Raw genomic sequence first — 22344 nt, forward strand, 5'->3', positions numbered from 1 at the left:
CTCTAAGGGGAGCGATGGACCGGCTGACAACATGGGAGGTCGGCAGCGCGGCGCAAGGGCCGCGACCTGCCGGGAGGATCAGGCCGGCATGCCGTAGAGCGTGCACAGCTTGTTGCCGGCGGGATCGCGCAGATAGGCGAGGTAGAGCTTCCCCATGCCGCCGTCGCGGACACCGGGCGCATCCTCGATCGCGGTGCCGCCGGCGGCGAGCCCCGCGGCATGCCACGCATCGGCCTGCTCGGGCGAGGACGCGGCGAAGCCGATCGTCCCGCCATTGGCATGGCATGCCGGCGCACCGTCGATCGGCTTGGTGACGATGAAGACTCCGCCGCCGTGCATGTAGACGAGACGGCCACTATTCTCGACCGCGGGCTTGGCACCCAGTGCGCCGAGCGTCGCGTCGTAGAAGGCGCGCGACGCTTCGAGGTCGTTCGATCCGATCATGATGTGGCTGAACATGGCATGCTCCCTGGCAGGATGCGTCGCGCTTGCTGCATCGACGTCGCTGGCCGGCTAGCGCATTTGCGGTCGTCGCGAAAGTGTCGGGACTTGTCGAACGGCCGACGATCGCCGTATCGCTGCGGTCCCAAGGACGTCCGATCGCTTATGCTCAGCACGCTCGAACAGGTCGCGATCAACCTCGACTCCGCGCGCGCCCTGCGCGCGGCCGGCACGCCCTATCGCCAGATCGGCCGTCAGCTCGGGCTCACCAGCGGCCAGCTCGGCCACATCCGCCGCACGCTCAAGCGCGAAAAGGCCGGGCTGACGCGGCTGCGCTCGACACATGGCGATGTCAGCATGCGCGAGCTCTCGGTCAACCGCTCGGCGCTGCCGATCGGCTTGCGGCACGGCCTGACCGCGTCGGGCTATCGCACGCTCGGCGACCTTGCCGACCGGATCGCCGATCCCGACCTGCCAGGATTCGAGGCGATGCCTGGCATCGGCCCGTATCGCGCGCGCCTGATCAAAAACCTGCTGGACCAGTTCGGCCTGCTCGCCGGCAGCGCCGATCTTCAGGCCGAGATCGAGGCGCTGTTCCCCGAATTGCGCGCCTGAGCCGCATCGCGAGAATGGCGCAGCGCGACCAAGCTGGGTAGGACGGCCGCTTCTTCCTTCACAGTCTAGGCACCCCGCATGACCGGCCCCACCCCCGACGATCGCCTCAACAAGCTGCTCGAAAGCTTCATGGGCCATGTCATCTCGCTCGACGGCGTGCGCCTCGCGCATCGCCACATGCTCGCCGAACTGCTCGCGCGGCTGCCGAACAGCGATTTCGTCGACGAACTCATCGCCGGCGCCGATGCGACCGAAGCCGAGCCGGGCGAGATGCGGCGGATGGCCGCCTATCGCAGCGAGCTCGACACGCTGGTCGAGGAAGCACGCGCGATCCGCGAGGGCCAGGCCAAGGCCTGACCCTCGCGCGTATCAACCGTGCGCCTGCGCGCGGGCCTGGGCGCGCTGCGCCTTGGCCGCCTTGGCGGCGCGGTGATGCCCGTACCAGCAGCCCGCCGCGGCGCCGAGCACGGCATGGCCCTTGCCGACATAATGGCCCGCGACGCCGCCGACCGCCGCGCCCTTGAGGCAGCCCTTGGCATAGACGGGCGAACTGGCAGCGATGGCGGCGGCGGCAGCGACGGTGAGAGCGATACGCGACATCGGAAAATCTCCATAACACGACGCTCGACCAGCCGGGCGTCCAACGCCAACATAAGGCGCGTCGCGCCTGTTACCAGAGCGCGGCGCGACGACGCCTTGCTCACAGCCCCAAGCGTTTGGTAAACGACACGACCGTCCTCGGACCGACCCGCAGCAGCGCCGCGGCCGACGACCTTTGGGGACTATCGCATGGCACCGGCGCAATTGAGCGTGATCGTCTTTCTCGAGCTGCTGGTGATCGTGGCGATGGCGCGCGCGGTCGGCTGGTTGGGCAAGCGCTTCCTCGGGCAACCGCAGGTCGTCGGCGAGATGATCGCGGGCGTCGTGCTCGGCCCCTCGCTGTTCGGCCTGCTGTTTCCCGCGCTCCAGGCCGATCTGTTCCCCAAGGATACGAAGGGCGTCCTCTACGTCGGCGCGCAGCTCGGCGTCGGGCTCTACATGTTCATCGTCGGGCTCGGGTTCGACACGCGGCATTTCCGGTCGAACCTCAAGAGCGCCAGCGCCGTGTCGCTCGCCGGGATGGCCGCCCCGTTCGCGCTGGCGGTGCTGCTCGCACCGCTGCTGATGCGCACCCCGGGGCTGTTCAGCGACCGGCTGACGAGCGTGCAGGCGGCACTGTTCCTCGGCGCCTGCATCTCGATCACCGCCTTCCCGATGCTCGCGCGCATCATCCATGAGCGCGGGCTGTCGGGCTCGCCGCTCGGCACGCTGGCGCTGTCGGCGGGCGCGATCGACGATGCCGCGGCGTGGACCGTGCTCGCGGTCGTGCTCGCGACCTTCGGCGATGGCAGCGGCGTGGCGATCAAGGCGATCGGCGGCGCGGTGCTGTTCGCAGGCCTCGTCCTCGGACTCGGACCGCGCTTGCTCGCCCCGCTCGGTCGCGCGGCGGAGCGGGCCGGCGGCGTCAGCCAGGGGATGCTCGCGCTCGTGCTCACGCTGTTCCTTGCCGCGGCCTGCGCGATGGACTGGGTCGGGATGCATGCGGTGTTCGGCGGCTTCCTGCTCGGATCGGTGATGCCGCGCGGCGTGCTGACGCGCGAGGTGCGCGCCAAGCTCGAGCCGATCACCGTCGTGCTGTTGCTGCCGATGTTCTTCACCTTCTCCGGGCTCAACACGCAATTGGCGCTGGTGGTCGAACCTTCGCTGCTGCTGATCGCGCTTGCGGTGTTCGCCGCCTCGGTGCTCGCCAAGTTCGGCGCATGCTGGGCAGCGGCGCGGCTGACCGGGCAGGACAATCCGACCGCACTCGGCGTCGGGGCGCTGATGAACGCGCGTGGGCTGATGGAGCTGATCATCATCAACATCGGCTTGCAGCGCGGCATCATCGGGCCGGCACTGTTCGCGATCCTGGTGATCATGGCGATCGCGACGACGCTGATGGCCGCGCCTTTGTTCGAGCTGGTCTATGGCCGCAAGGCGCGCGCGCGCGGCGATCTCGGCGCGCTCGATGAAAGCGGCGCGCCGACCGAGCCGCAGCGCAGCGTCGCGGCGATCGGCGCCTGACGCGCAGAAACGGGGGCGACCATCGGCCGCCCCCGTCGCCCTGCGATCAGCGCTGGATGAACGCCAGCAGGTCGGCGTTGATCTGCTCGGCATGGGTCGTCGGCATGCCGTGCGGATAGCCCGGATAGCTGATCAGCACCGCGCCCGGGATCAGCTCGGCCGACTTCGGCCCCGAATTGGCGAACGGCACGACCTGGTCGTCCTCGCCGTGCAGCACCAAGGTCGGCACGGTGATCGCTTTCAGGTCTGCGGTGAAATCGGTCTCCGAGAAGGCCGCGATGCCGTCATGATGCGCCTTGATCCCGCCCATCATGCCCTGGCGCCACCAATTCTGCCGCACCGCTTCCTTCACCTCGGCGCCTTCGCGATTGTAGCCGTAGAAGGGCATCGTGAAGTCGAGATAGAATTGCGGGCGGTTGGTCGCGGTCTGGACGCGGATCCCGTCGAACACCTCCATCGGCACGCCGTCCGGATTGGCCGCGGTCTTGAGCATCAGCGGCGGCACCGCGCTGATCAGCACCGCCTTGGCGACGCGGCCGGGCTTGGCCTGGGCGACGTAGCGCGCGACCTCGCCGCCGCCGGTCGAATGGCCGATATGGATCGCATCCTTGAGATCGAGCGCGTCGGTCAGCTCGACCACGTCGGCGACATACTGGTCCATCGTGTGGCCGACCGAGCCCTGGCTCGAGCGGCCGTGCCCGCGGCGGTCATGCGTGACGACGCGGTAACCCTGCGCGAGGAAGAACATCACCTGCCCGTCCCAATCGTCCGAGCTGAGCGGCCAGCCGTGGTGGAACATGATCGTCTGTGCGTCGCGTGGGCCGAGGTCCTTGTAGAAGATCTCGGTGCCGTCCTGGGTGGTGATGAAGGTCATGAGACTATCCTGCTGCTGGAGAGAGGTACGCGGGTACAAGAGCGAGCGTCAGGCTGCGTCGACGAGCACGATCTCGGCATCTTCGAGCGCAGTCACGCGTAGCACCGCTTCGTTACGGATCGCCGCACCGTCGCGTGCATCGATCCGCACGCCGTTGACCTCGACCGACCCCGTCGCCGGCACGAGATACGCATCGCGGCCTGCGCCGAGTGCATATTCGGCGGTTTCCCCGGCCTTCAGCGTCGCGCCGACGATGCGGGCGTCGGTGCGGATCGGCAAGGCGTCGCTATCCTCGGCAAAACCGCTCGCCAGCGTGACGAACTGGCCCGACCGCGCGCCCTTGGGGAAGGGCTTGGCACCCCAGGTCGGCGCATCGCCGCGGGTCTTGGGTTCGATCCAGATCTGGAAGATCTTGGTGGTGCCGGGCTCGCGATTATATTCCGAATGGCGCACGCCGGATCCGGCGCTCATCACCTGCACGTCGCCGGCTTCGGTGCGGCCGACATTGCCCAGGCTGTCCTGATGCGTGATCGCGCCTTCGCGGACATAGGTGATGATCTCCATGTCGGCGTGCGGATGCGGCGGAAAGCCGGTGCCGGCCTCGATCGTGTCGTCGTTCCACACGCGGATCGGGCCCCACCCCATCCGGGCAGGATCGTAATAGTTGGCGAACGAAAAATGATGCTTGGCGTCGAGCCAACCATGGTTTGCACCACCAAGGCTGGCGAAGGGGCGGCGTTCGATCATCGTCTGTCTCCGAAGGAAGCGCGATTGCTTCGTTGGACACAAGATGGCGGCATGCGCGACTTGACGAAAGTGCAACGTTGGCATCACATCATTGCCAATTATGACATGTAAAAAGCCATGAGCCGCCGCCTTCCCGATTTCGAAGCGTGGGCGATCTTCGCCAAGGTCGCCGAGCGCGGCTCGTTCGCCGGCGCCGCGCAGGAGCTTGGCCTGTCCAACCCGACGGTTTCGAAGGCGATCGCGCGGCTCGAGGCGCGACTCGGCATCGCCCTGCTCGCGCGCACCTCGCGGCGGCTCTCGCTGACCGAGAGCGGCCGCGCCGCGCTCGAACGTGCGACGCGCGTGCTCAACGAGGGCGAACTGCTCGAGGACGAGGCGGTCGAGCAGTCGACCACGCCGCGCGGACTGGTGCGGATCAGCGCGCCGCTGTCGTTCGGCATCGGCTATGTCGGCGCGACGTTGCCCGCCTTTCTCAACGCCTATCCCGAGATCACGCTCGACTTCGCGCTGAGCGACCGGCGCGTCGATCTCGTCGCCGAGGGGTTCGACCTTGCGCTGCGCATCGCCCAGCTCGAGGATTCGTCGATGCTCGCGCGGCGGTTGTGCGCGGTTCGGATCCTGCTGGTCGCCTCGCCCGCCTATCTGGCCCAGCATGGCCGCCCGAGCCATCCAGCGCAGCTGAAGGACCATGTCGCGCTCGCGTACACCGGTGGTGGCCCACGCGGCGTATGGCGGTTCGCGCATCCGCAGTTCGGCGAGGAGGTGGTCGAGCCGCCGGTGCGGGTGTGGACCGACAATGCCGACATGCTCGACCCGGCGCTGCGCGCTGGGCAAGGTCTCGCGCTCCAGCCCGAATTCCTGGTGTGGCGCGCGGTGCAGGAGGGCACGCTCGAGATCGTAATGCCCGAATGGAGCGCTCCGACGCTGGGCCTGTATCTGATGACGCCGCCTTCCCCGCTGCGTCCGCTGCGGGTGCGCGTGGTGATCGACTATCTTGCGAAGGCGCTCGCCGCCGCGCCGTGGGCGCTGACGCCGGACCAGCCACCGCTCTGAGAGGAGGGTGGTAGCGAAGGAGGGACTTGAACCCCCGACCCCAGGATTATGATTCCCGTGCTCTAACCAACTGAGCTACTTCGCCATGCCCCCGGTCATCCGGGGGTGTGCCGCAACGTGCGAGGCGCGGGCTATAGGAACGCTCTTTCGAACGGTCAAGCGAACATGTGACGCGAAAGCGCTTCCCACGGTCCGCCGCGATACCACCACGTCGCCAACCCGGCGATTCGCACGCTGCGCGGCCGGAAATCGCGCGCCAATTCGGCCTGCAACGCCTTGGCGACGGCGGGATCGACCTTGTTCTGCACCGTGACGTGCGGTCGCCAGCCAGCGCGGTCCTGCGGCGTCAGCACCGTCTCGAAGGCGTGCGCGAGATCGTCGCGAATCGCCCCGAGCGCGGGCGATTCGATCCGGAAGGCGACCCCGCGGCCGAGCGACATCACTCCGGCGATTCGCGCCTCGGGCGCGCGCACGCCCTTCGTCTCGGTGGCGAGGCGCTGCTTGAGCTCGCGCTCGAGGCTCGGCGCGAGGTGATGGAACATCGTCAGATGTGCCTTCAACTGGTTGCGCTCGGGCGGGAAGTGCCGGACGCGCAGATCGTCGAACCACGCCGCATCGCCCGCGCCGAACAGCGCGGTGACGATGATCGGGGCTGGCCCCACGGACTCGGTGGCGCTCAAATCTCGATCTGGCTGCCGAGTTCGACTACGCGGTTGGTCGGCAGGCGGAAGAATTCCATCGCGCTTTCGGCGTTGCGGAGCATCCACGAGAAGAGCTTCTCGCGCCACAGCATCATCCCCGGCTTTTCCGAGGCGAGCAGCGTCTGGCGTGACAGGAAGAAGCTGGTGTCGATCATCCGGAAATCGGCGCCGCAGCGATGCACATTGGCGAGCGCCACCGGCACGTCGGGCTCCTCGATGAAGCCGTATTTCAGCACCATCCGGTGGAAGCCGGCGCCGAGATCCTCGATCATGCAGCGATGCCCCTCGGACACGTAGGGCACGTCGGCGATCTTGATCGTCAGCAGGATGATCCGCTCGTGCAGCACCTTGTTGTGCTTGAGATTATGCAGCAGCGCATGCGGCACGCCCTCGGGCGACGAAGTCATGAACACCGCGGTGCCGGGCACGCGCGTCGCCGAGGTGGCGGCCGACTGGATGAAGATCTTGATCGGCATCGCGCCCTCGCGCATCCGGTCGATCATCAGCTGCCGCCCCTTCGACCAGGTCGTCAGGATCGTGAAGATGATGAAACCGACCAGCAGCGGGAACCAGCCGCCCGCCGGCACCTTGGTCATGTTCGCCGAGAAATAGGCGCCATCGACCAGGAAGAACACCGCGAGCAGCGGGATCGAATAGTATTTCGGCCAGTTCCACAGCTTGAACAGCACGACGCTGAGCAGGCAGGTGTCGATCAGCATCGCCCCCGTCACCGCGATGCCATAAGCCGAGGTCAGGTTCGACGACGTCCGGAAGAAGATCACCAGCAGCAGCACCATCGTCAGCAGCAGCCAGTTGACCAGCGGGATGTAGATCTGCCCCGCGGTCGCCGCGCTGGTATGCTCGATCCGCAGCCGCGGCATGAAGCCGAGCTGGATCGCCTGCTGCGTCACCGAGAAGGCGCCCGAGATCACCGCCTGCGACGCGATCACCGCCGCCATCGTCGCCAGGATGACGAGCGGCAGCTGGAGGCTTTCCGATGCCAGCATGTAGAACGGGCTTTCGAGCGCGGGCTGGCCCACGCGCGACAGCAAGGCGCCCTGCCCCATGTAGTTGAGCATCAACGCCGGCAGCACGAAGAACAGCCACGACACGCGGATCGGGTTGCGCCCGAAATGCCCCATGTCTGCATAGAGCGCCTCGGCGCCCGTCACAGCGAGCACGACCGAGCCCAATGCCAGGAAGGCGCGGACCGGATCGAGCGCGAAGAATTCGACCGCATAATGCGGCGAGAAGGCCCACAGGATCTCGGGCGTCTTGACGATGCTCAGCACGCCGAGCGTCGCTATCACCGCGAAATAGAGCAGCATCACGGGTCCGAAGAACAAGCCGACACGCGCGGTGCCGCTGCGCTGGATCGTGAACAGCGCGATGATGATCGCCATCGCGATCGGCATCACCAGCGCGCCGAGCCCGGGCGAAACCACCGCGAGGCCCTCGACCGCCGACAGCACCGACACCGCCGGGGTGATCATCGAATCGCCGTAGAACAGCGCCGTGGCGAACACGCCGAGCAGGATGATCCCGCGCGACCAGCGCTTGTTCTTGGTGCGGCCGTTGACGAGCGCGAGCAGCGCCAGGCTGCCGCCCTCGCCCTTGTTGTCGGCGCGCATGATGATCGTGACGTACTTCAACGAAACGACGATCATCATCGACCAGAACATCAGGCTGACGACGCCCATGATGTGGATCGTATCGAGCGCGAGCTTGTGATGCCCCGCGAAGGTCTCGCGAAAGGCGTAGATCGGGCTGGTGCCGATGTCGCCGAAGACGATGCCGATCGCACCGAGCGCGAGCTTGGCGAGGCTGTCCTTGCCGTGATGCGGCGCGTCGTCCCCGCCCAGGTCGGGCGCGGAGTCGCGGGCTACGGGCGGATCGCCCGCGCTGGCCTGAAATGTGGTCACGTTAGGGGTTTCTTGCCCGGATGTGAGGTAGATCGGTCATGGCTGACGGCATGTGCCCAAGGTCCCAATGGTGCGGCGCAATAGCACGCGCGTCTGGCCCCCGCAACGCCGCGTACATCGCCGGTTCAGCCAGCCTCGATCTCCAGTCTCAACCCTCGGTCGCGAGCGTGCGTATGGTGAATTGCGTGACGAGCCGGTGGACACCGGGCAGTGCCGACAGCACTTCGCGGTGGATCCGTTCGTAGCTGTCGTCCTCGCGCACCAGCACCTTGAGCAGATAATCCGATTCGCCGCTCATCAGATGCGCTTCGCTGACCTGCGTCGTGCGGGCGAGCGCCGATTCGAACTGCTGCATCGTCGCCTGGCGCTGGTCGGTCAGCGTGACCGAGACGAACACCGTCGAGGGATTGCCGCGCGCTGTCCGCGACAGACGTGCGCGATAGCCGAGGATCAGCCCCTGCTGCTCTAGCGCCTTGACCCGCCGGTGCGCCGCCGACGGCGACAAGCCGACTCGTTCCCCGAGCGCCTCGCTCGTCAGGCCCGAGTCCTGCGCCATCTGCGCGATGATCTTGCGGTCGAGTGCGTCCATGCAGGATTCTTTCGCGTATTCCGTACCTCTTACGCAACCGGTTCCTGCAAAACCGGCAATCGGGGCACACATTGCACGCACTTCCCGCCCGGACTGGAGTAAAAGCGCGACATCCATAGGAGAGTGAAGATGCGCATCGGCGTACCCAAGGAAATCAAGAATCACGAATATCGCGTCGGCCTGACCCCGCCGTCGGTGGCCGAGCTCGTCTCGGCCGGCCACAGCGTCGCGGTACAGACCGGCGCCGGGCTGGGTATCGACTTCGAGGACCAGGATTATGTTGCCGTCGGCGCGACGATCCTGCCCGATGCCGCGAGCGTGTTCGCGCAGAGCGACATGATCGTGAAGGTCAAGGAGCCGCAGGCGAGCGAGATCGCCTTGCTCGAGCCGCGCCACCTGCTCTTCACCTATCTCCACCTCGCCGCCGACAAGCCGCAGGCCGAGGGGCTGATGAAGTCGGGCGCAACCTGCATCGCGTACGAGACCGTCACTGCGAGCGACCGCTCGCTGCCGCTGCTCAAGCCGATGTCCGAAGTCGCCGGGCGCATGTCGATCCAGGTCGGCGCGCATTATCTCGAGAAGGAGCAGGGCGGCCGCGGCATCCTGCTCGGCGGCGTGCCGGGCGTGGCACCGGCCAAGGTCGCGATCCTCGGCGGCGGCGTCTCGGGCGTCAACGCCGCGCAGATGGCGGTCGGCATGCGCGCCGACGTGACGATCTACGACATTTCGAACGCGCGGCTGGCCGAGCTCGACATGTTCTTCGGCAGCCAGATCAAGACCGCCTACGCCTCGCGCGCGGCGATCGCAGCGGCGGTGAAGAATGCGCATCTCGTGATCGGCGCGGTGCTCGTCCCCGGCGCGGCGGCGCCCAAGCTCGTCACGCGCGACATGCTCAAGACGATGAAGCGCGGGTCGGTGCTGGTCGACATCGCGATCGACCAGGGCGGCTGCTTCGAGACCAGCCATGCGACGACGCACGAGGACCCGGTGTTCGAGGTCGACGGCGTGATCCATTATTGCGTCGCCAACATGCCCGGCGCGGTCGCGCGCACCTCGGCCTTCGCGCTCAACAATGCGACGCTGCCGTTCGTGCTCAAGCTAGCGACGCTGGGGGCCGAGGGCGCGATGCAGGCGGATGCGCATCTGGCCAACGGGCTGAACGTGTCGGCGGGCAAGATCCGGCACCAGGCGGTCGCCGATGCGCTCGACCTGCCTTTCGAGGCCTGGTCGGCCTGAGCACGGCGGGCAAGGGTAAAGCCTCGCTGCGGACAGCGCGGCTTTACCCTTTCCGAGCCTTGTCGCGCGTCGAGACCTTAGCGATCAGACGCAGCGACGCCGAGCGACGAGACTTCCGGTCTCCCTGTGCGAATAGCCGAGAATATCGCAAGCTTTGCCGCGAATATACGCGACGTGCTGCGGCGTAAACGTCCCACCGTCTTGCTGTAATAGCAGTGTCGCTTCGGCTTTCAGGGCTTTCGCCCGCTCCAGCTTCGCAGCGCGCATCGTCGGGGTTTCCGAAGACGGCGCGGCATTCGTGCTTTCGATCGACGATCGAAACGTGCTGTAGTTGGGCGCGTTCATGCCGCCGTCTAACACCGTCGTCTGCGCGGTTGCGGACACCGCGGTCGCACCCGCCAAGCCAATGATCAGAAGTTTCATCATAGTGCCTACTCCCTGTCCGACATCTGGTTAAAGGCTTGCAAAGACTTCACTCTCTTTCCGGAGGATCTGCCGCCATGCTGGCAAAAGCAAGCGCGAAGATTCCGAAGTTTTGCAAAAGCATTCATCACCAGGAACGCGCATCGCTGTTCCGCACGCCCGCGCAATCCGCTACCGTCCAGCAGTGCGTATCCTCCCGCTTGCCATCGCCCTGCTCCTAATTCCGGCCAACGCCTCGGCGCAGTCGGCCGCACCGCTCGTGCCGACGCAGATCGCGCCGCCGCTGGCCGTCCCCCAGACCACCCCGCCCCCGCCCGCGCTGCCGATCCTCGAAACCCCCGACGCAGCGCGCGCCGAGGATGCCGCCGAATATGCCAAGCTGTTCGGCGTGCCGCTCGCCGAGGCGATCGCGCGGCTGACGGCGCAGGACGCGAGCGTACCCGTCACCGACGCGATCGCAGAACAGTATCGCGACCGCCTCGCCGGAATCGCGATCGAGCATAAGCCCGGCTATCGGATCGTCGTCGCGCTGACCGGGAGCGAGCCCGTCGCCGACCAGCGCGTCACCGCGGGCGGCATCAGCGTGCCGATCGTCTTCCGCACCGGCGCGAGCGTGACGCGCGATCGCGTGATCTGGGCGATGACCTATCATCAGGCGGCGATCCGCGCCGCCTTGCGCTCCCCGCCCGGCATGGGGCTCGATCCGCGCACCGGTGCGCTCGTCGTGACGATCGGCAGCACCGATGCGGCCGAGGGCATCGCCAACATCAAGACCCGGCTCGAGCGGATCGCCGGCGTGCCGGTCGAGCCGCGCGCGCTCAACCAGAAAGACGTCAACCTCGCGCCCGAGGGCGGTGCACGGGTCGAGGGGCTCAACCCGGCCGACAATCGCCGCTATGTCTGCACCACCGGCTTCAACGTCACCGACGGCGTGCGTAGCGCGGTCACCACCGCGGCGCACTGCGTCGACAATCTCGACTATCGGGGCCCGCGCGGGGCGATCGAGCCGCTCAGCTTCGTCGGGCAATGGGGCTGGGGCTATCGCGACGTGCAGATCAACGCCGCCGCCGGCGCGCTCGCGCCGACCTTCTTCGCCGATGCCGCGCGCACGCGGCTGCGCAGCGTCACCGGCCAGCGCGGCAGGGCGAGCACGCGCGCGGGCGATTTCGTCTGCCACCGCGGCGAGCGCACCGGCTATAGCTGCGCGCTGGTGCAATGGACCGACTTCGCGCCGGCGGGCGATCTGTGCGGCGGCGCTTGCCTGCCGACCTGGGTCACCGTCTCGGGCCCGACCTGCAAGGGCGGCGACAGCGGATCGCCGGTGTTCAGCGGCACCACCGCACTCGGCATCCTGAAGGGCGCGAGCTATCGCGGCGACGGATCGTGCGCCTTTTATTTCTACATGTCGGTCGATTATCTGCCAGAGGGCTGGACGCTGCTGCAGGCCCCGCCCGAGATCATGCCGCTGCCGTGATCGGGCACGCGGCGCATCCCGCCGTTCCAAGGTACCGTCCCGTCATGTTCCGCTTTCCGCTGCTCCCGTTGCTCGCCCTCGCGGTGCCCTTCCCCGTGCTGGCGCAGCAGGCCGCAGCGCCCGACAGCGACGCGCCCGACATCGTCGTGCTCGGCCAGCCCTTGCCCGTCCCGCCGGGCGTCCCGGCCTATGGCTCGGTCACGATCGACCGCGCGCGGCTGACCGGCGACGCGTCGGGGCGGGTCGAGGATGTGCTGCTCGACGTTGCCGGCTCCCAGCAATTCCGTCGCTCCGACAGCCGCTCGGCCAATCCGTCGGCGCAGGGCGTGACGCTGCGCGCGCTCGGCGGCAATGCGTCGAGCCGGGCGCTCGTATTGCTCGACGGCGTACCGCTCGCCGATCCGTTCTTCGGCTACATCCCGTTCAACGCGCTTGCCGCCGATCGCCTGGCGGGCGTGCGCGTAACGCGCGGCGGCGGCGCGGGCGCGTTCGGCGCCGGCGCGGTGGCGGGAACGATCGAGCTGGCGAGCGCGACGCGGCGCGATCTGCCGGTTGTTGGGGGCGAGGCCTTTTATGGCAGCAACACTGCCCAGGAGCTGTCGGCGAGCGTCTCGCCCAACCTCGGCGGCGGGTTCGTCAGCGTCTCGGGCAAATTCGAGCGCGGCGACGGGTTCTACACCACGCCGGCCAGCCAGGTCACCGCCGCCACGGTCCGTGCGCGCTATCGCGACTGGTCGGGCGGGTTGCGCGCGGTCGTGCCGATCGATGCCGAGACCGAAATCCAGGCGCGGGCCCTGCTCTACCGCGACAACCGCACGCTGCGCTTCGCCGGGGCGGACAGCAGCTCGCAGGCCAACGATGCGAGCGTCCGGCTGATCCACCGCGGCGCGTGGGCACTCGACGCGCTGGCCTATGTCCAGCTGCGCAACTTCACCAACCGCGTGATCAGCGCGACGACCGCCAAGCTGACGCTCGACCAGCGCAACACCCCCGCCACCGGGATCGGCGGCAAGATCGAGCTGCGGCCGCCGGTCGGCCCCGACCACGTCCTGCGGCTCGGGGTCGACGCGCGGCTTGGCGACGGGACGCTCTACGAGGATGCCTATGCTGCAAGCGGGCTCGTCACCACGCGCCGCACCGCGGGTGGCAAGAGCAGCACCGCCGGGCTGTTCACCGAGGATGACTGGACGCTCGGCCGGCTCGTGCTGACCGCGGGCGTGCGCGGCGATCGCTGGACGATCAGCGACGGCTTCTTCCGCGAGAGCAATGCGGCGGGCGTGCCGACCACCACCACGCGCTATGCCGACCGCAGCGGCTTCGAGGCAACCGGGCGCGCCGGCGCGCTGTTCCACGCGAGCGATACGGTCGCGCTGCGCACCGCCGCTTATACCGGTTTCCGCCTGCCGACGCTCAACGAGCTCTACCGCCCATTCGTCGTCTTCCCGATTACGACACGCGCCAATGCCGCGCTCGGGCTCGAGCGGCTACGCGGCGTCGAGGGCGGGATCGACCTCAAGCCGATGGGCGGCGTCACGCTCGGCGTCACGGCCTTCTACAACCGGCTCGAAGGCGCGATCTCCAACGTCACGCTGTCGCCCACCGTCCGCCAGCGGCAGAATGTCGATGCGATCGTCGCCAAGGGGATCGAGCTGACCGGCCGCGCCGCGCACGGCCCGTTCTCGCTCGACGCGAGCTATGCGTTCAGCGACAGCAAGGTGCGCGCGTCGGGTGCATCTGCGGCGCTCGACGGGCTGATCCCCGCGCAGAGCCCGCGCCACAGCGGCAGCGCGACGCTCGCCTGGAACCGGCGCGGCCTCGGCGCATCGCTAACCGCGCGCTATGTCGGGCGGCAATATGAGGACGATCTACAGACCGACGTGCTGCCCACGGCGACGACGGTCGACGCGGTGCTGACGCTTCCGGTCGGCCACCGCGTCGCGATCGTCGGCCGTGCGGAGAACCTGTTCGATGCGACCGTGATCACGCGCAATGCCGGCGGGTCGGTCGACCTCGGCACCCCGCGCACGCTGTGGATCGGGATGCGCCTGCGCTGAACTCCTGGTTTCGCCCCTCCCCTGAAGGGGAGGGACTTGCGCTCAGGCGGGTGCGCCGGCCGCGACGACCTTGAGAAACGCCTGGCACGTCAGGCTCGCCCCGTCGCGCAGGTGCAGCAACCACATGCACGTCAGCGATTCACGGTCCGACAAGGGCACATAGACGAGCTTGCTCGACTGCAGCGCGCACAGCGATTCGGCGACCACCGTCACCCCCATCCCCGCCGCCGCCAGCCCGAACAGCGTCGAGACTTCGCGCACGGTATGCGCCACGATCGGCTCGACCCCGACGCCGCGCAGCATCTCGAACAGCTCCGCGGTGAAGGTCGCGCCGTCCTCGCGGCTGTAGAGCAGGAGCGGTTCGTCGGCGAGATCGCGCAGGCCGATCGCGTCGAGCGTCGCGAAGCGGTGGTCGGGCCGCATCGCGACCATCAGCCGCTCCTCCAGGATCGGCGTTACCGCGATCGACGCGTCGACGTTCGGGCGCCTGAAACCGCGGATGAAGCAGACGTCGAGCGCATGGTCGACCAGCGCGGTCGGCTGGACCCGCCCGGACAGTTCGGTCAGCACGAGCTTCACTTGCGGAAACGCCTGGCGATAGTCGTAGATCGCCTTGGCGATGCGCGGCACGAACGGCGCCGAGGCGTTGAAGCCGAGGTTGAGCTCGCCCAGCTCGCCGCGCGCCGCCCGCCGCGCAACCTGCACCGCGCGATCGGCCTGCGCCAGCGTCGCCCGCGCCGCGTCGTGGAAAGCCGTCCCCGCGCTGGTCAGCCGCACGCTGCGGCTCGTCCGGTCGAACAGCCGCACGCCGAGTTCCTGTTCGAGCGCGGCGATCTGCTGGCTGAGCGGCGGCTGCGAAATGCCGAGCTTGGCCGCGGCGCGCGCGAAGTGCAGCTCCTCGGCGACGCCGACGAAATAGCGGAGATGGCGCAGTTCCATGATCGTGACGATACACATATCGATCATGCCGTAAACGATATTGGACGAGGAAGAATCGGAGGAGGCAAAGGCGATTGCTGCGGATGCGAAGGAATCATCCCAGCCCATTGAATTCGGAGTGCGTGTCCGCGTGCCAGCCACCGTCGCAAGCCTTGCCCCCTCTCCGTCGTGGAGCCCGTCGCTGTGATCGGAATCGTCCGCGTCGCGCTCCAGCGGCCGCTCACCTTCATCGTCATGGCGATCCTGATCGCGATCCTCGGCATCCTGTCGGCGATCCGCACCCCGGTCGACATCTTCCCCAACATCGGCGTGCCGGTGATCGCGACGGCGTGGCAGTATAGCGGGCTCTCGCCCGAGGAAATGTCGGGGCGGATCATCACCCCGTTCGAGCGCGTGCTGACCACCACCGTCAACGACATCGACCATGTCGAGAGCCAGTCGATGAACGGCATCGGCGTGGTGAAGATCTATTTCCAGCCCGGCGCCGACATCCGCACCGCGACCGCGCAGGTCACCTCGATCTCGCAGACCGTGCTCAAGCAGCTGCCGCCGGGGATCACCCCGCCGCTGATCCTTAACTACAACGCGTCGACCGTGCCGATCGTCCAGCTCGCTTTGTCGGGCAAGGGCCTGTCCGAGGGGCAGCTGTTCGACATCGCGCAGACGCAGATCCGCACCGCGCTGGTGACCGTGCCGGGCGCCGCCGTCCCCTACCCGTCGGGCGGCAAGCAGCGCCAGATCCAGATCGACCTCGACCCGCAGGCGCTGCAATCGAAGGGCCTGTCGGCGCAGGACGTCGGCAACGCGATCGCCGCGCAGAACCAGATCAACCCCGCCGGGTTCGTCAAGATCGGCGGCTACCAATATAATGTGAAGCTCAACAACGCGCCGGGTTCGGCGGAAGAGCTCAACACTCTGCCGATCAAGGTCGTCAATGGCGCGACGATCTACATGCGCGACGTGGCGCATGTCCGCGACGGCAACGGGCCACAGACCAATGTCGTCCATGTCGACGGCTCGCGCTCGGTGCTGATGACGGTCCTCAAGAATGGCGCGACCTCGACGCTGGCGATCGTCCAGGGCGTCAAGGATGCGCTCCCCAAGATCCAGGAGACGCTCCCGGCCGCGCTGAAGGTCGTGCCGATCGGCGACCAGTCGATCTTCGTGAAGGCCGCGGTCGAGGGCGTCGTCAAGGAAGGCGCGATCGCCGCCGCGCTCACCTCGCTGATGATCCTCTTGTTCCTCGGCTCGTGGCGCTCGACGGTGATCATCGCGATCTCGATCCCGCTCGCCATCCTCGCCGCGATCATCGCGCTGTCGGCGACGGGCAACACGCTCAACATCATGACGCTCGGGGGCCTCAGCCTCGCGGTTGGCATCCTCGTCGACGATGCGACGGTGACGATCGAGAACATCAACTGGCACCTCGAACAGGGCAAGGGTGTCACCGAATCGATCCTCGACGGTGCCGCGCAGATCGTGACGCCGGCGTTCGTCTCCTTGCTGTGCATCTGCATCGTGTTCGTGCCGATGTTCTTCCTGGGCGGCATCGCGGGTTTCCTGTTCGTCCCGCTCGCGCTCGCAGTGGTGTTCGCGATGATCGCGTCGTTCATCCTGTCGCGCACGCTGGTGCCGACGATGGCGATGTATCTGCTCAAACCCCATGCCGGCGACGTCCACGCTTCGGGCAAGCCGACTTCGCGCAACCCGCTGGTCCGCTTCCAGCGCGGGTTCGAACAGCGCTTCGAGAAGATCCGGCTGGGCTACGGCGGGCTGCTCGAAAAGGCGCTCGCGGTGCCCAAGCCGTTCCTGATCGGCTTCAGCGCGATCGTCGCGCTGTCGTTCCTGCTGCTGCCCTTCCTCGGGCAGAACTTCTTCCCGTCGGTCGATGCCGGGGCGATGGCGATCCACGTCCGCGCGCCGGTCGGCTCGCGCATCGAGGATACGTCGGCCGAATTCGACCGCATCGCGCGGCATATCCGCGGCGTCATCCCGGCCAGCGACCTCGTCTCGGTGGTCGACAACATCGGCCTGCCGGTCAGCTCGATCAACACGACCTACAACAATTCGGGCACCGTCGGCCCGCAGGACGGCGACATCCTCGTCCAGCTCTCAAAGGATCATGCGCCGACCGCCGACTATGTCCGCACGCTGCGCGAGCAATTGCCCAAGGCCTTCCCCGGAACGCAATTCTCGTTCCTGCCGGCCGACATCACAAGCCAGATCCTCAACTTCGGCGCCCCCGCCCCGATCGACATCCAGGTCACCGGCAAGGATGGCGCGGTCAACGCGGCGTTCGCGCAGAAAATCCTGCGCCGCGTGCGCCAGATCCCCGGCGTCGCCGATCCGCGCATCCAGCAATCGGCGCGCTATCCGCAGATCGACGTCGATGTCGATCGCAGCCGCATCGGGCAATATGGCCTGACCGAGCGCGACGTCACCAACAGCGTCGGCAGCTCGCTCGCCGGCACGTCGCAGACCGCGCCGGTCTTCTATCTCAACCCCGAGAACGGCGTGTCCTATGCCGTCGTCGCGCAGACGCCCGAATATCGCGTCGGCTCGATCGGCGACCTGTCGAACCTGCCCGTCACCGGCACGGGCAACGGCAGCCAGGTGCTCGGCGGGCTGAGTACCGTCAAGCGCAGCAGTTCGGCGGCGGTGGTCTCGCATTACAATATCGCGCCGGTGGTCGACATCTTCGCGACCCCGACCGACCGCGATCTCGGCGCGGTGTCGGCCGACATCAATGCCGTCATCAAGGACCTGAAGGGGCAGACCCCCAAGGGCGTGACGGTCACGCTGCGTGGGCAATATGCCACGATGAACAGCGCCTTCTCAGGGCTAGGCTTCGGGCTGATCGGCGCGATCGTGCTGATCTATTTGCTGATCGTCGTGAACTTCCAGAGCTGGCTCGACCCGTTCGTGATCATCACCGCGCTGCCCGGCGCGATCGCGGGGATCATCTGGATGCTGTTCGTCACCGGCACGACGCTGTCGGTGCCAGCGCTCACCGGCGCGATCATGTGCATGGGCGTCGCCACCGCCAACGCGATCCTCGTCGTCAGCTTCGCGCGCGAGCGGCTCGCCGAGCTCGGCAACGCGACCGCCGCCGCGCTCGAGGCCGGCCTCGTCCGTTTCCGCCCGGTGCTGATGACCGCGCTCGCGATGATCATCGGCATGCTGCCGATGGCGATGGGTTTCGGCGAGGGCGGCGAGCAGAACGCCCCGCTCGGCCGCGCCGTGATCGGCGGGCTGATCGTCGCGACTTTCGCGACGCTGATGTTCGTGCCGGTGATCTTCTCGCTGGTCCACAAGAAGCGCGACCGCGTCGCACCCGTCACCGCCCCCCGGTCTGAACCGGGGCCGGCGCACACCCATCTGGAGGAAGCACATGTCTGAGGGCGACAAGAGCCGGCTCAAGATCGCCGGCGGCGTCGCGGCGGTGGCAGCGATCGCGGTGGTCGGCATGGGGATCGCGACGCGCGTCCATTCCGAACGGCGCCTGACGAGCTGGACCGAGGCGCAGGCCGTGCCCAACGTCCACGTCATCCACGCGAGCAGCGTGGCGACCAGCGACGCGTTGCGGCTGCCGGCCAATCTCCAGGCGCTCAACGCCGCGCCGATCTATGCGCGCACCACCGGCTATGTCCGCCGCTGGCTGGTAGACCTCGGCGATCCGGTGCGGCGCGGGCAGGTGCTCGCGATCCTCGACGCGCCCGAGGTCGACCAGCAGCTCGTCGCCGCGCAAGCCGACCTGCAGACGGCGCGCGCCAACCAGGCGCTCGCCGCCACCACCGCGACGCGCTGGAGCGCGATGCTCGCCAAGGATGCGGTGTCGAAGCAGGAGACCGACGAGAAAGCCGGCGACCTCGCCGCCAAGTCGGCGCTGACCAACGCCGCGCGCGCCAATGTCGCGCGGCTGCGCTCGCTGACCGGCTTCACCCGGCTGACCGCGCCGTTCGACGGCATCGTCACCAGCCGCGCGACCGAGATCGGCGCGCTCGTCGTCGCCGGAAACGCCTCGTCGACCCCGCTCTTCACCGTCGCCGACATCAGCCGGATCCGCGCCTATGTGAAGGTGCCGCAGGCCTATTCGGGGCAGATCCATCCCGGCATGGCGGTCGCGCTGACGCTGCCCGAATATGCCGGGCGCAGCTTTGCCGCGACGCTCACCCGCACCGCCGGCGCGATCGATCCGGGCTCGGGGACGATCCTCGTCCAGCTCGAGGCGCCCAATCCCGATCACGCGCTCAAGCCGGGATCCTATGCGCAGGCCAGCTTCCCGCTCGGCGGCGTCGCCGGCACCGTCGCGCTGCCGCCGAGCGCGCTGATCGTCGGGTCGGGCGGGACGCAGGTCGCGGTGATAGGTCGCGACGGCAAGGCGCAGCTGCGCACCGTCACGCTCGGGCGCGACCAGGGCAAGACGGTCGAGATCGCCGCGGGCCTCTCCGCACAGGATCAGGTGATCGACAACCCGCCCGACTCGCTCCAGAGCGGCGACGCGGTGAAGGTGCTCTCCAATGCGGCCAAGTAAGCGGCCCTGCGTGGTGCTGGTGACGGCGCTGGCGCTCGCCGGCTGCTCGCTCGCCCCCGCTTATCACGTGCCTGCGATCGCGGTGGCGCCCGCCTACAAGGAAGGCGGACCGTGGCAGGCTGCCGGCGCCGCCGTGCCGCCCGCCGGAAAATGGTGGCAGGCCTTCGGCGACCCGACGCTCGCGACGCTCGAGGAGCGGGTCGAGAGCGGGAATTTCGACCTCGCCGCAGCGGCCGCGCGCTATGCCGAGGCAACCGCCGTCGTCGGTCGTAGCCGCGCCGCGCTGTTCCCGCAGATCGGCGTTGGCGCCGACGTCGAGCGCACGCGGGTTTCCGCCGGCCGACCGCTCTCGCCCGGCCCCGCCGCCACCTACAACACCGTGCTGGTCGGCCCATCGCTCTCCTACGAGATCGATCTGTTCGGTCGCCTCCGCAACACACTCGCAGCAAGCCGCGCCGGTGCGCAGGCGAGCGCCTCCGATCTCGCTGGCGTCCGGCTCGGGCTGCAGGCGCAGCTCGCCGCGACCTATTTCGACATGCGCGGGCTCGATGCGCGGATCCTGCTGCTCCAGCAAACCGTCGACACCTTCACCCGCGCCTTCACGCTCACCGACACGCGGCATTCGGGCGGGATCGCCTCGGGCATCGACGTCAGCCGCGCGCAGGCGCAGCTCGCCAGCGCCAGGGCCGAGCTCGAAGCAATCCGCGCCGAGCGCGCGCGCGACGAACATGCGATCGCGGTGCTCGTCGGCGAAAGCCCGTCGCGCTTCGCGCTGGCGGTCGACGATCGCCAGATCGCCCCGCCGGCGATTCCCGCGGCGCTGCCCTCCACACTGCTCGAGCGCCGCCCCGACATTCTCGCCGCCGAACGCCGCGTCGCCGCCGCCAATGCGCGGATCGGCGTCGCGCGCGCCGCGCTCTATCCCAACATCACGCTGGGCGCCGCTGGTGGGTTCGAGGCGGGCAGCGGCAATCTGCTGAGCGCCGCCAACAGCTTCTGGGCGCTCGGCCCGCTCGCGCTCGCGCAGACGCTGTTCGATGGCGGCGCCCGGCGCGCCGACATGCGCGTGTCGCGCGCGCAGTTCGACGAGGCGGCGGCGACCTATCGCCAGACCGTGCTCGGCGCCTTCCGCGAGGTCGAGGACGATCTCGCCACCGCGCGCCATCTCGTCGATCAGGAGCGCAACCAGCGCGAGGCCGCGACCGCCGCCGAGCGCACGCGCGACCTGGCCACCACGCGCTACCGCGACGGTGCGGCGGATTATCTCGAGGTGACGCTCGCCCAGACCGCCGCGCTCGACGCCGAACGCGCGTTGCTCACCGTCCGCACACAGCAGCTGACCGTCGCGACCGACACTGTCCGGGCGCTCGGCGGCGCGTTTCCCGCGGGGTGACGCGCCGGGTCAGCGGGTGCGGTGCGCCGCCAGGCTCGATCCGTCGGGATAGATCGCGTCGCCCTCGCCGTCCTCGCTATATTCCTCGGGGAAGCGCTTCTTGTGCCGGATCGAGGCGAACAGCGCGAGCACGATGATCCCGGCGCCGATCAGCCCGGTGACAATCTCGGGCGTCTCGACGCGGATGCTGATCAGCATGATCACCGCCAGCGCGAGGATCGCGTAGAAGGCGCCCGGTTCGAGATACCTGTATTCTGTTAGGTGTCCGCCATGCACCAGCGCGATCGTCATCGAGCGCACGAACATCGCGCCGATGCCGAGCCCGAGCGCGATCAGCATGATGTCGTTGGTGATCGCGAACGCGCCGATCACGCCGTCGAACGAGAAGCTCGCGTCGAGGAATTCGAGATAGGCGAAACTGCCCAGGCCAGTGCGGACGACCTTGCCGGTCGTCGCATCGGCATCGCCCGATCCGCCGATCCAGTCGGCGACGTGGTGGACCGCGAAGAAGGCGACGATCCCGCCCGCGCCCGCGATCAGGAAGCTGCGCTGTGCAGCGTCGTCGAGCAGGAACGACAGCCCGGCGATCACGCACGCGACGACGATATAGGGCGCCAGCGGGATTCGCGCGAAGGCGGCGAGCGGACGCTCGATCCACGCCAGCCACAGATGCGCGCGATTGGTGTCGAAGAAGAAGCTCAGGCCGACCAGCAGCAGGAAGGCGCCGCCGAAGCCGGCAATGCCGACATGCGCGCCGGTGACGATCGCCGCGTAGCGCTGGGGGTCGGCGAAGGCGACGCGCGTCGCCTCCCACGGGCTGATCATCGCCGAGACCGCGACGATCAGGATCGGAAAGACGATCCGCATCCCGAACACCGCGATCAGCATTCCCCAGGTGAGGAAGCGACGCTGCCACACCGGCGCCATGTCCTTGAGGATAGAGGCGTTGACCACCGCATTGTCGAGGCTGAGCGACGCCTCCATCGCGCCGAGCACTGCTGCCACGAACACGAACTGCAGCACTACCGCGATCGTTCCCGCCTTGGCGTAGCCAAGCACGCCGGCCAGGATCAGGCAGAGGATCGTAAAGACGATCGAGCCGTAGAAGTTCTTCATTGCGTCCCCGGAATTTTGATGGACGGCCCGCGCTCGGCGAATCCCGACCTATTCATCCGCTCCATAGTCCGGTTCGTCGGTTTGTCGCCACGCTGTTTATCGCAGCACGCGCGCACAACGCTGGCGATCC

General features: G+C 68.1%; 20 protein-coding genes and 1 tRNA gene. 10 read left to right on the plus strand and 11 right to left on the minus strand.

Annotated elements, in window-relative coordinates; genetic code table 11:
- Positions 1-78 precede the first annotated feature (78 nt).
- Positions 79-459, minus strand: coding sequence for a VOC family protein (locus U1872_RS15270; protein WP_332793771.1), 381 nt, complete (start codon positions 457-459; stop codon positions 79-81).
- Between the two features lie 147 nt (positions 460-606).
- On the opposite strand from U1872_RS15270, the gene U1872_RS15275 reads away from it, so the two are divergent.
- The gene (locus tag U1872_RS15275) at positions 607-1056 is read left to right on the plus strand and encodes a hypothetical protein (protein WP_332793772.1); all 450 of its coding nucleotides are present in this window, start codon (positions 607-609) and stop codon (positions 1054-1056) included.
- A gap of 78 nt (positions 1057-1134) precedes the next feature.
- A complete protein-coding gene (locus U1872_RS15280; protein WP_332793773.1) occupies positions 1135-1413 on the plus strand; it encodes a hypothetical protein in 279 nt (92 codons plus the stop codon).
- Between the two features lie 12 nt (positions 1414-1425).
- Here the strand turns inward: U1872_RS15280 and U1872_RS15285 are convergent, their stop codons facing one another.
- Positions 1426-1656 carry a hypothetical protein gene (locus U1872_RS15285; protein WP_332793774.1) on the minus strand — a complete coding sequence of 77 codons (231 nt, stop codon included), beginning with the start codon at positions 1654-1656 and terminating at the stop codon, positions 1426-1428.
- Between the two features lie 189 nt (positions 1657-1845).
- Here U1872_RS15285 and U1872_RS15290 point away from each other — a divergent pair, with 189 nt between their 5' ends.
- Positions 1846-3159, plus strand: a complete 1314-nt coding sequence (locus tag U1872_RS15290; protein WP_332793775.1) for a cation:proton antiporter — start codon at positions 1846-1848, stop codon at positions 3157-3159.
- A 46-nt stretch (positions 3160-3205) separates the two neighbouring features.
- On the opposite strand, the gene U1872_RS15295 is transcribed toward U1872_RS15290, so the two are convergent.
- Positions 3206-4033: an alpha/beta fold hydrolase gene (locus U1872_RS15295; protein WP_332793776.1), complete on the minus strand. Its 828-nt coding sequence runs from the start codon at positions 4031-4033 to the stop codon at positions 3206-3208.
- A 48-nt stretch (positions 4034-4081) separates the two neighbouring features.
- Positions 4082-4780, minus strand: coding sequence for a pirin family protein (locus U1872_RS15300; RefSeq protein ID WP_332793777.1), 699 nt, complete (start codon positions 4778-4780; stop codon positions 4082-4084).
- A gap of 117 nt (positions 4781-4897) precedes the next feature.
- Here U1872_RS15300 and U1872_RS15305 point away from each other — a divergent pair, with 117 nt between their 5' ends.
- On the plus strand, positions 4898-5833 hold the full coding sequence (locus U1872_RS15305) for a LysR family transcriptional regulator (protein ID WP_332793778.1): 936 nt from the start codon (positions 4898-4900) through the stop codon (positions 5831-5833).
- A gap of 8 nt (positions 5834-5841) precedes the next feature.
- Here the strand turns inward: U1872_RS15305 and U1872_RS15310 are convergent.
- The 4 genes from U1872_RS15310 to U1872_RS15325 all read right to left on the minus strand — a co-directional run bounded on the left by U1872_RS15310 (position 5842) and on the right by U1872_RS15325 (position 9045).
- Positions 5842-5918: transfer RNA gene (locus U1872_RS15310), tRNA-Met, on the minus strand.
- Positions 5919-5988: 70 nt separating this feature from the next.
- Positions 5989-6513 (minus strand): 2'-5' RNA ligase family protein, encoded by a 525-nt coding sequence (locus tag U1872_RS15315; protein ID WP_332793779.1) that lies wholly within the window; start codon positions 6511-6513, stop codon positions 5989-5991.
- On the minus strand, positions 6510-8456 hold the full coding sequence (locus U1872_RS15320; RefSeq protein ID WP_443025392.1) for a potassium transporter Kup: 1947 nt from the start codon (positions 8454-8456) through the stop codon (positions 6510-6512). The genes U1872_RS15315 and U1872_RS15320 overlap by 4 nt, the downstream gene beginning before the upstream one ends.
- Before the next feature lie 148 nt (positions 8457-8604).
- A complete protein-coding gene (locus U1872_RS15325) occupies positions 8605-9045 on the minus strand; it encodes an Lrp/AsnC family transcriptional regulator (protein ID WP_332793780.1) in 441 nt (146 codons plus the stop codon).
- Positions 9046-9174: 129 nt separating this feature from the next.
- On the opposite strand from U1872_RS15325, the gene ald reads away from it, so the two are divergent.
- A complete protein-coding gene (gene ald, locus U1872_RS15330) occupies positions 9175-10281 on the plus strand; it encodes an alanine dehydrogenase (RefSeq protein WP_332793781.1) in 1107 nt (368 codons plus the stop codon).
- Between the two features lie 84 nt (positions 10282-10365).
- Here the strand turns inward: ald and U1872_RS15335 are convergent, their stop codons facing one another.
- Entirely contained in the window at positions 10366-10707 is a 342-nt protein-coding gene (locus U1872_RS15335) for a hypothetical protein (protein ID WP_332793782.1), read from the minus strand.
- Between the two features lie 181 nt (positions 10708-10888).
- Here U1872_RS15335 and U1872_RS15340 point away from each other — a divergent pair, with 181 nt between their 5' ends.
- Together U1872_RS15340 and U1872_RS15345 are read left to right on the plus strand one after the other, a co-directional pair.
- A complete protein-coding gene (locus U1872_RS15340; protein WP_332793783.1) occupies positions 10889-12178 on the plus strand; it encodes a chymotrypsin family serine protease in 1290 nt (429 codons plus the stop codon).
- Positions 12179-12222: 44 nt separating this feature from the next.
- Positions 12223-14232 (plus strand): TonB-dependent receptor, encoded by a 2010-nt coding sequence (locus U1872_RS15345; RefSeq protein ID WP_332793784.1) that lies wholly within the window; start codon positions 12223-12225, stop codon positions 14230-14232.
- 42 nt (positions 14233-14274) lie between these two features.
- Here U1872_RS15345 and U1872_RS15350 read toward each other — a convergent pair whose 3' ends face one another.
- A complete protein-coding gene (locus U1872_RS15350; protein ID WP_332793785.1) occupies positions 14275-15198 on the minus strand; it encodes a LysR family transcriptional regulator in 924 nt (307 codons plus the stop codon).
- 156 nt (positions 15199-15354) lie between these two features.
- Here U1872_RS15350 and U1872_RS15355 point away from each other — a divergent pair, with 156 nt between their 5' ends.
- The 3 genes from U1872_RS15355 to U1872_RS15365 are packed head-to-tail and all read left to right on the plus strand — an operon-like array spanning position 15355 to position 21098.
- On the plus strand, positions 15355-18570 hold the full coding sequence (locus U1872_RS15355; RefSeq protein WP_332793786.1) for an efflux RND transporter permease subunit: 3216 nt from the start codon (positions 15355-15357) through the stop codon (positions 18568-18570).
- A complete protein-coding gene (locus U1872_RS15360; RefSeq protein WP_332793787.1) occupies positions 18563-19705 on the plus strand; it encodes an efflux RND transporter periplasmic adaptor subunit in 1143 nt (380 codons plus the stop codon). The genes U1872_RS15355 and U1872_RS15360 overlap by 8 nt, the downstream gene beginning before the upstream one ends.
- The gene (locus tag U1872_RS15365) at positions 19692-21098 is read left to right on the plus strand and encodes an efflux transporter outer membrane subunit (RefSeq protein ID WP_332793788.1); all 1407 of its coding nucleotides are present in this window, start codon (positions 19692-19694) and stop codon (positions 21096-21098) included. The genes U1872_RS15360 and U1872_RS15365 overlap by 14 nt, the downstream gene beginning before the upstream one ends.
- A gap of 9 nt (positions 21099-21107) precedes the next feature.
- Here the strand turns inward: U1872_RS15365 and U1872_RS15370 are convergent, their stop codons facing one another.
- Positions 21108-22214, minus strand: a complete 1107-nt coding sequence (locus U1872_RS15370) for a DUF475 domain-containing protein (protein ID WP_332793789.1) — start codon at positions 22212-22214, stop codon at positions 21108-21110.
- Between the last annotated feature and the right edge of the window lie 130 nt (positions 22215-22344).

This window comes from Parasphingomonas frigoris (assembly GCF_036663815.1).
Taxonomy (GTDB): domain Bacteria; phylum Pseudomonadota; class Alphaproteobacteria; order Sphingomonadales; family Sphingomonadaceae; genus Sphingomonas.

What these genes read in the sequence shown, in the direction of transcription:
- U1872_RS15275 (WP_332793772.1), top strand. Translation starts at nt 607, where the DNA reads ATGCTCAGCACGCTCGAACAGGTCGCGATCAACCTCGACTCCGCGCGC.
- U1872_RS15335 (WP_332793782.1), bottom strand. Translation starts at nt 10,707, where the DNA reads ATGATGAAACTTCTGATCATTGGCTTGGCGGGTGCGACCGCGGTGTCC.
- U1872_RS15280 (WP_332793773.1), top strand. Translation starts at nt 1,135, where the DNA reads ATGACCGGCCCCACCCCCGACGATCGCCTCAACAAGCTGCTCGAAAGC.
- U1872_RS15345 (WP_332793784.1), top strand. Translation starts at nt 12,223, where the DNA reads ATGTTCCGCTTTCCGCTGCTCCCGTTGCTCGCCCTCGCGGTGCCCTTC.
- U1872_RS15370 (WP_332793789.1), bottom strand. Translation starts at nt 22,214, where the DNA reads ATGAAGAACTTCTACGGCTCGATCGTCTTTACGATCCTCTGCCTGATC.
- ald (WP_332793781.1), top strand. Translation starts at nt 9,175, where the DNA reads ATGCGCATCGGCGTACCCAAGGAAATCAAGAATCACGAATATCGCGTC.
- U1872_RS15350 (WP_332793785.1), bottom strand. Translation starts at nt 15,198, where the DNA reads ATGATCGATATGTGTATCGTCACGATCATGGAACTGCGCCATCTCCGC.
- U1872_RS15305 (WP_332793778.1), top strand. Translation starts at nt 4,898, where the DNA reads ATGAGCCGCCGCCTTCCCGATTTCGAAGCGTGGGCGATCTTCGCCAAG.
- U1872_RS15285 (WP_332793774.1), bottom strand. Translation starts at nt 1,656, where the DNA reads ATGTCGCGTATCGCTCTCACCGTCGCTGCCGCCGCCGCCATCGCTGCC.
- U1872_RS15270 (WP_332793771.1), bottom strand. Translation starts at nt 459, where the DNA reads ATGTTCAGCCACATCATGATCGGATCGAACGACCTCGAAGCGTCGCGC.
- U1872_RS15295 (WP_332793776.1), bottom strand. Translation starts at nt 4,033, where the DNA reads ATGACCTTCATCACCACCCAGGACGGCACCGAGATCTTCTACAAGGAC.
- U1872_RS15360 (WP_332793787.1), top strand. Translation starts at nt 18,563, where the DNA reads ATGTCTGAGGGCGACAAGAGCCGGCTCAAGATCGCCGGCGGCGTCGCG.
- U1872_RS15300 (WP_332793777.1), bottom strand. Translation starts at nt 4,780, where the DNA reads ATGATCGAACGCCGCCCCTTCGCCAGCCTTGGTGGTGCAAACCATGGT.
- U1872_RS15290 (WP_332793775.1), top strand. Translation starts at nt 1,846, where the DNA reads ATGGCACCGGCGCAATTGAGCGTGATCGTCTTTCTCGAGCTGCTGGTG.
- U1872_RS15325 (WP_332793780.1), bottom strand. Translation starts at nt 9,045, where the DNA reads ATGGACGCACTCGACCGCAAGATCATCGCGCAGATGGCGCAGGACTCG.
- U1872_RS15365 (WP_332793788.1), top strand. Translation starts at nt 19,692, where the DNA reads ATGCGGCCAAGTAAGCGGCCCTGCGTGGTGCTGGTGACGGCGCTGGCG.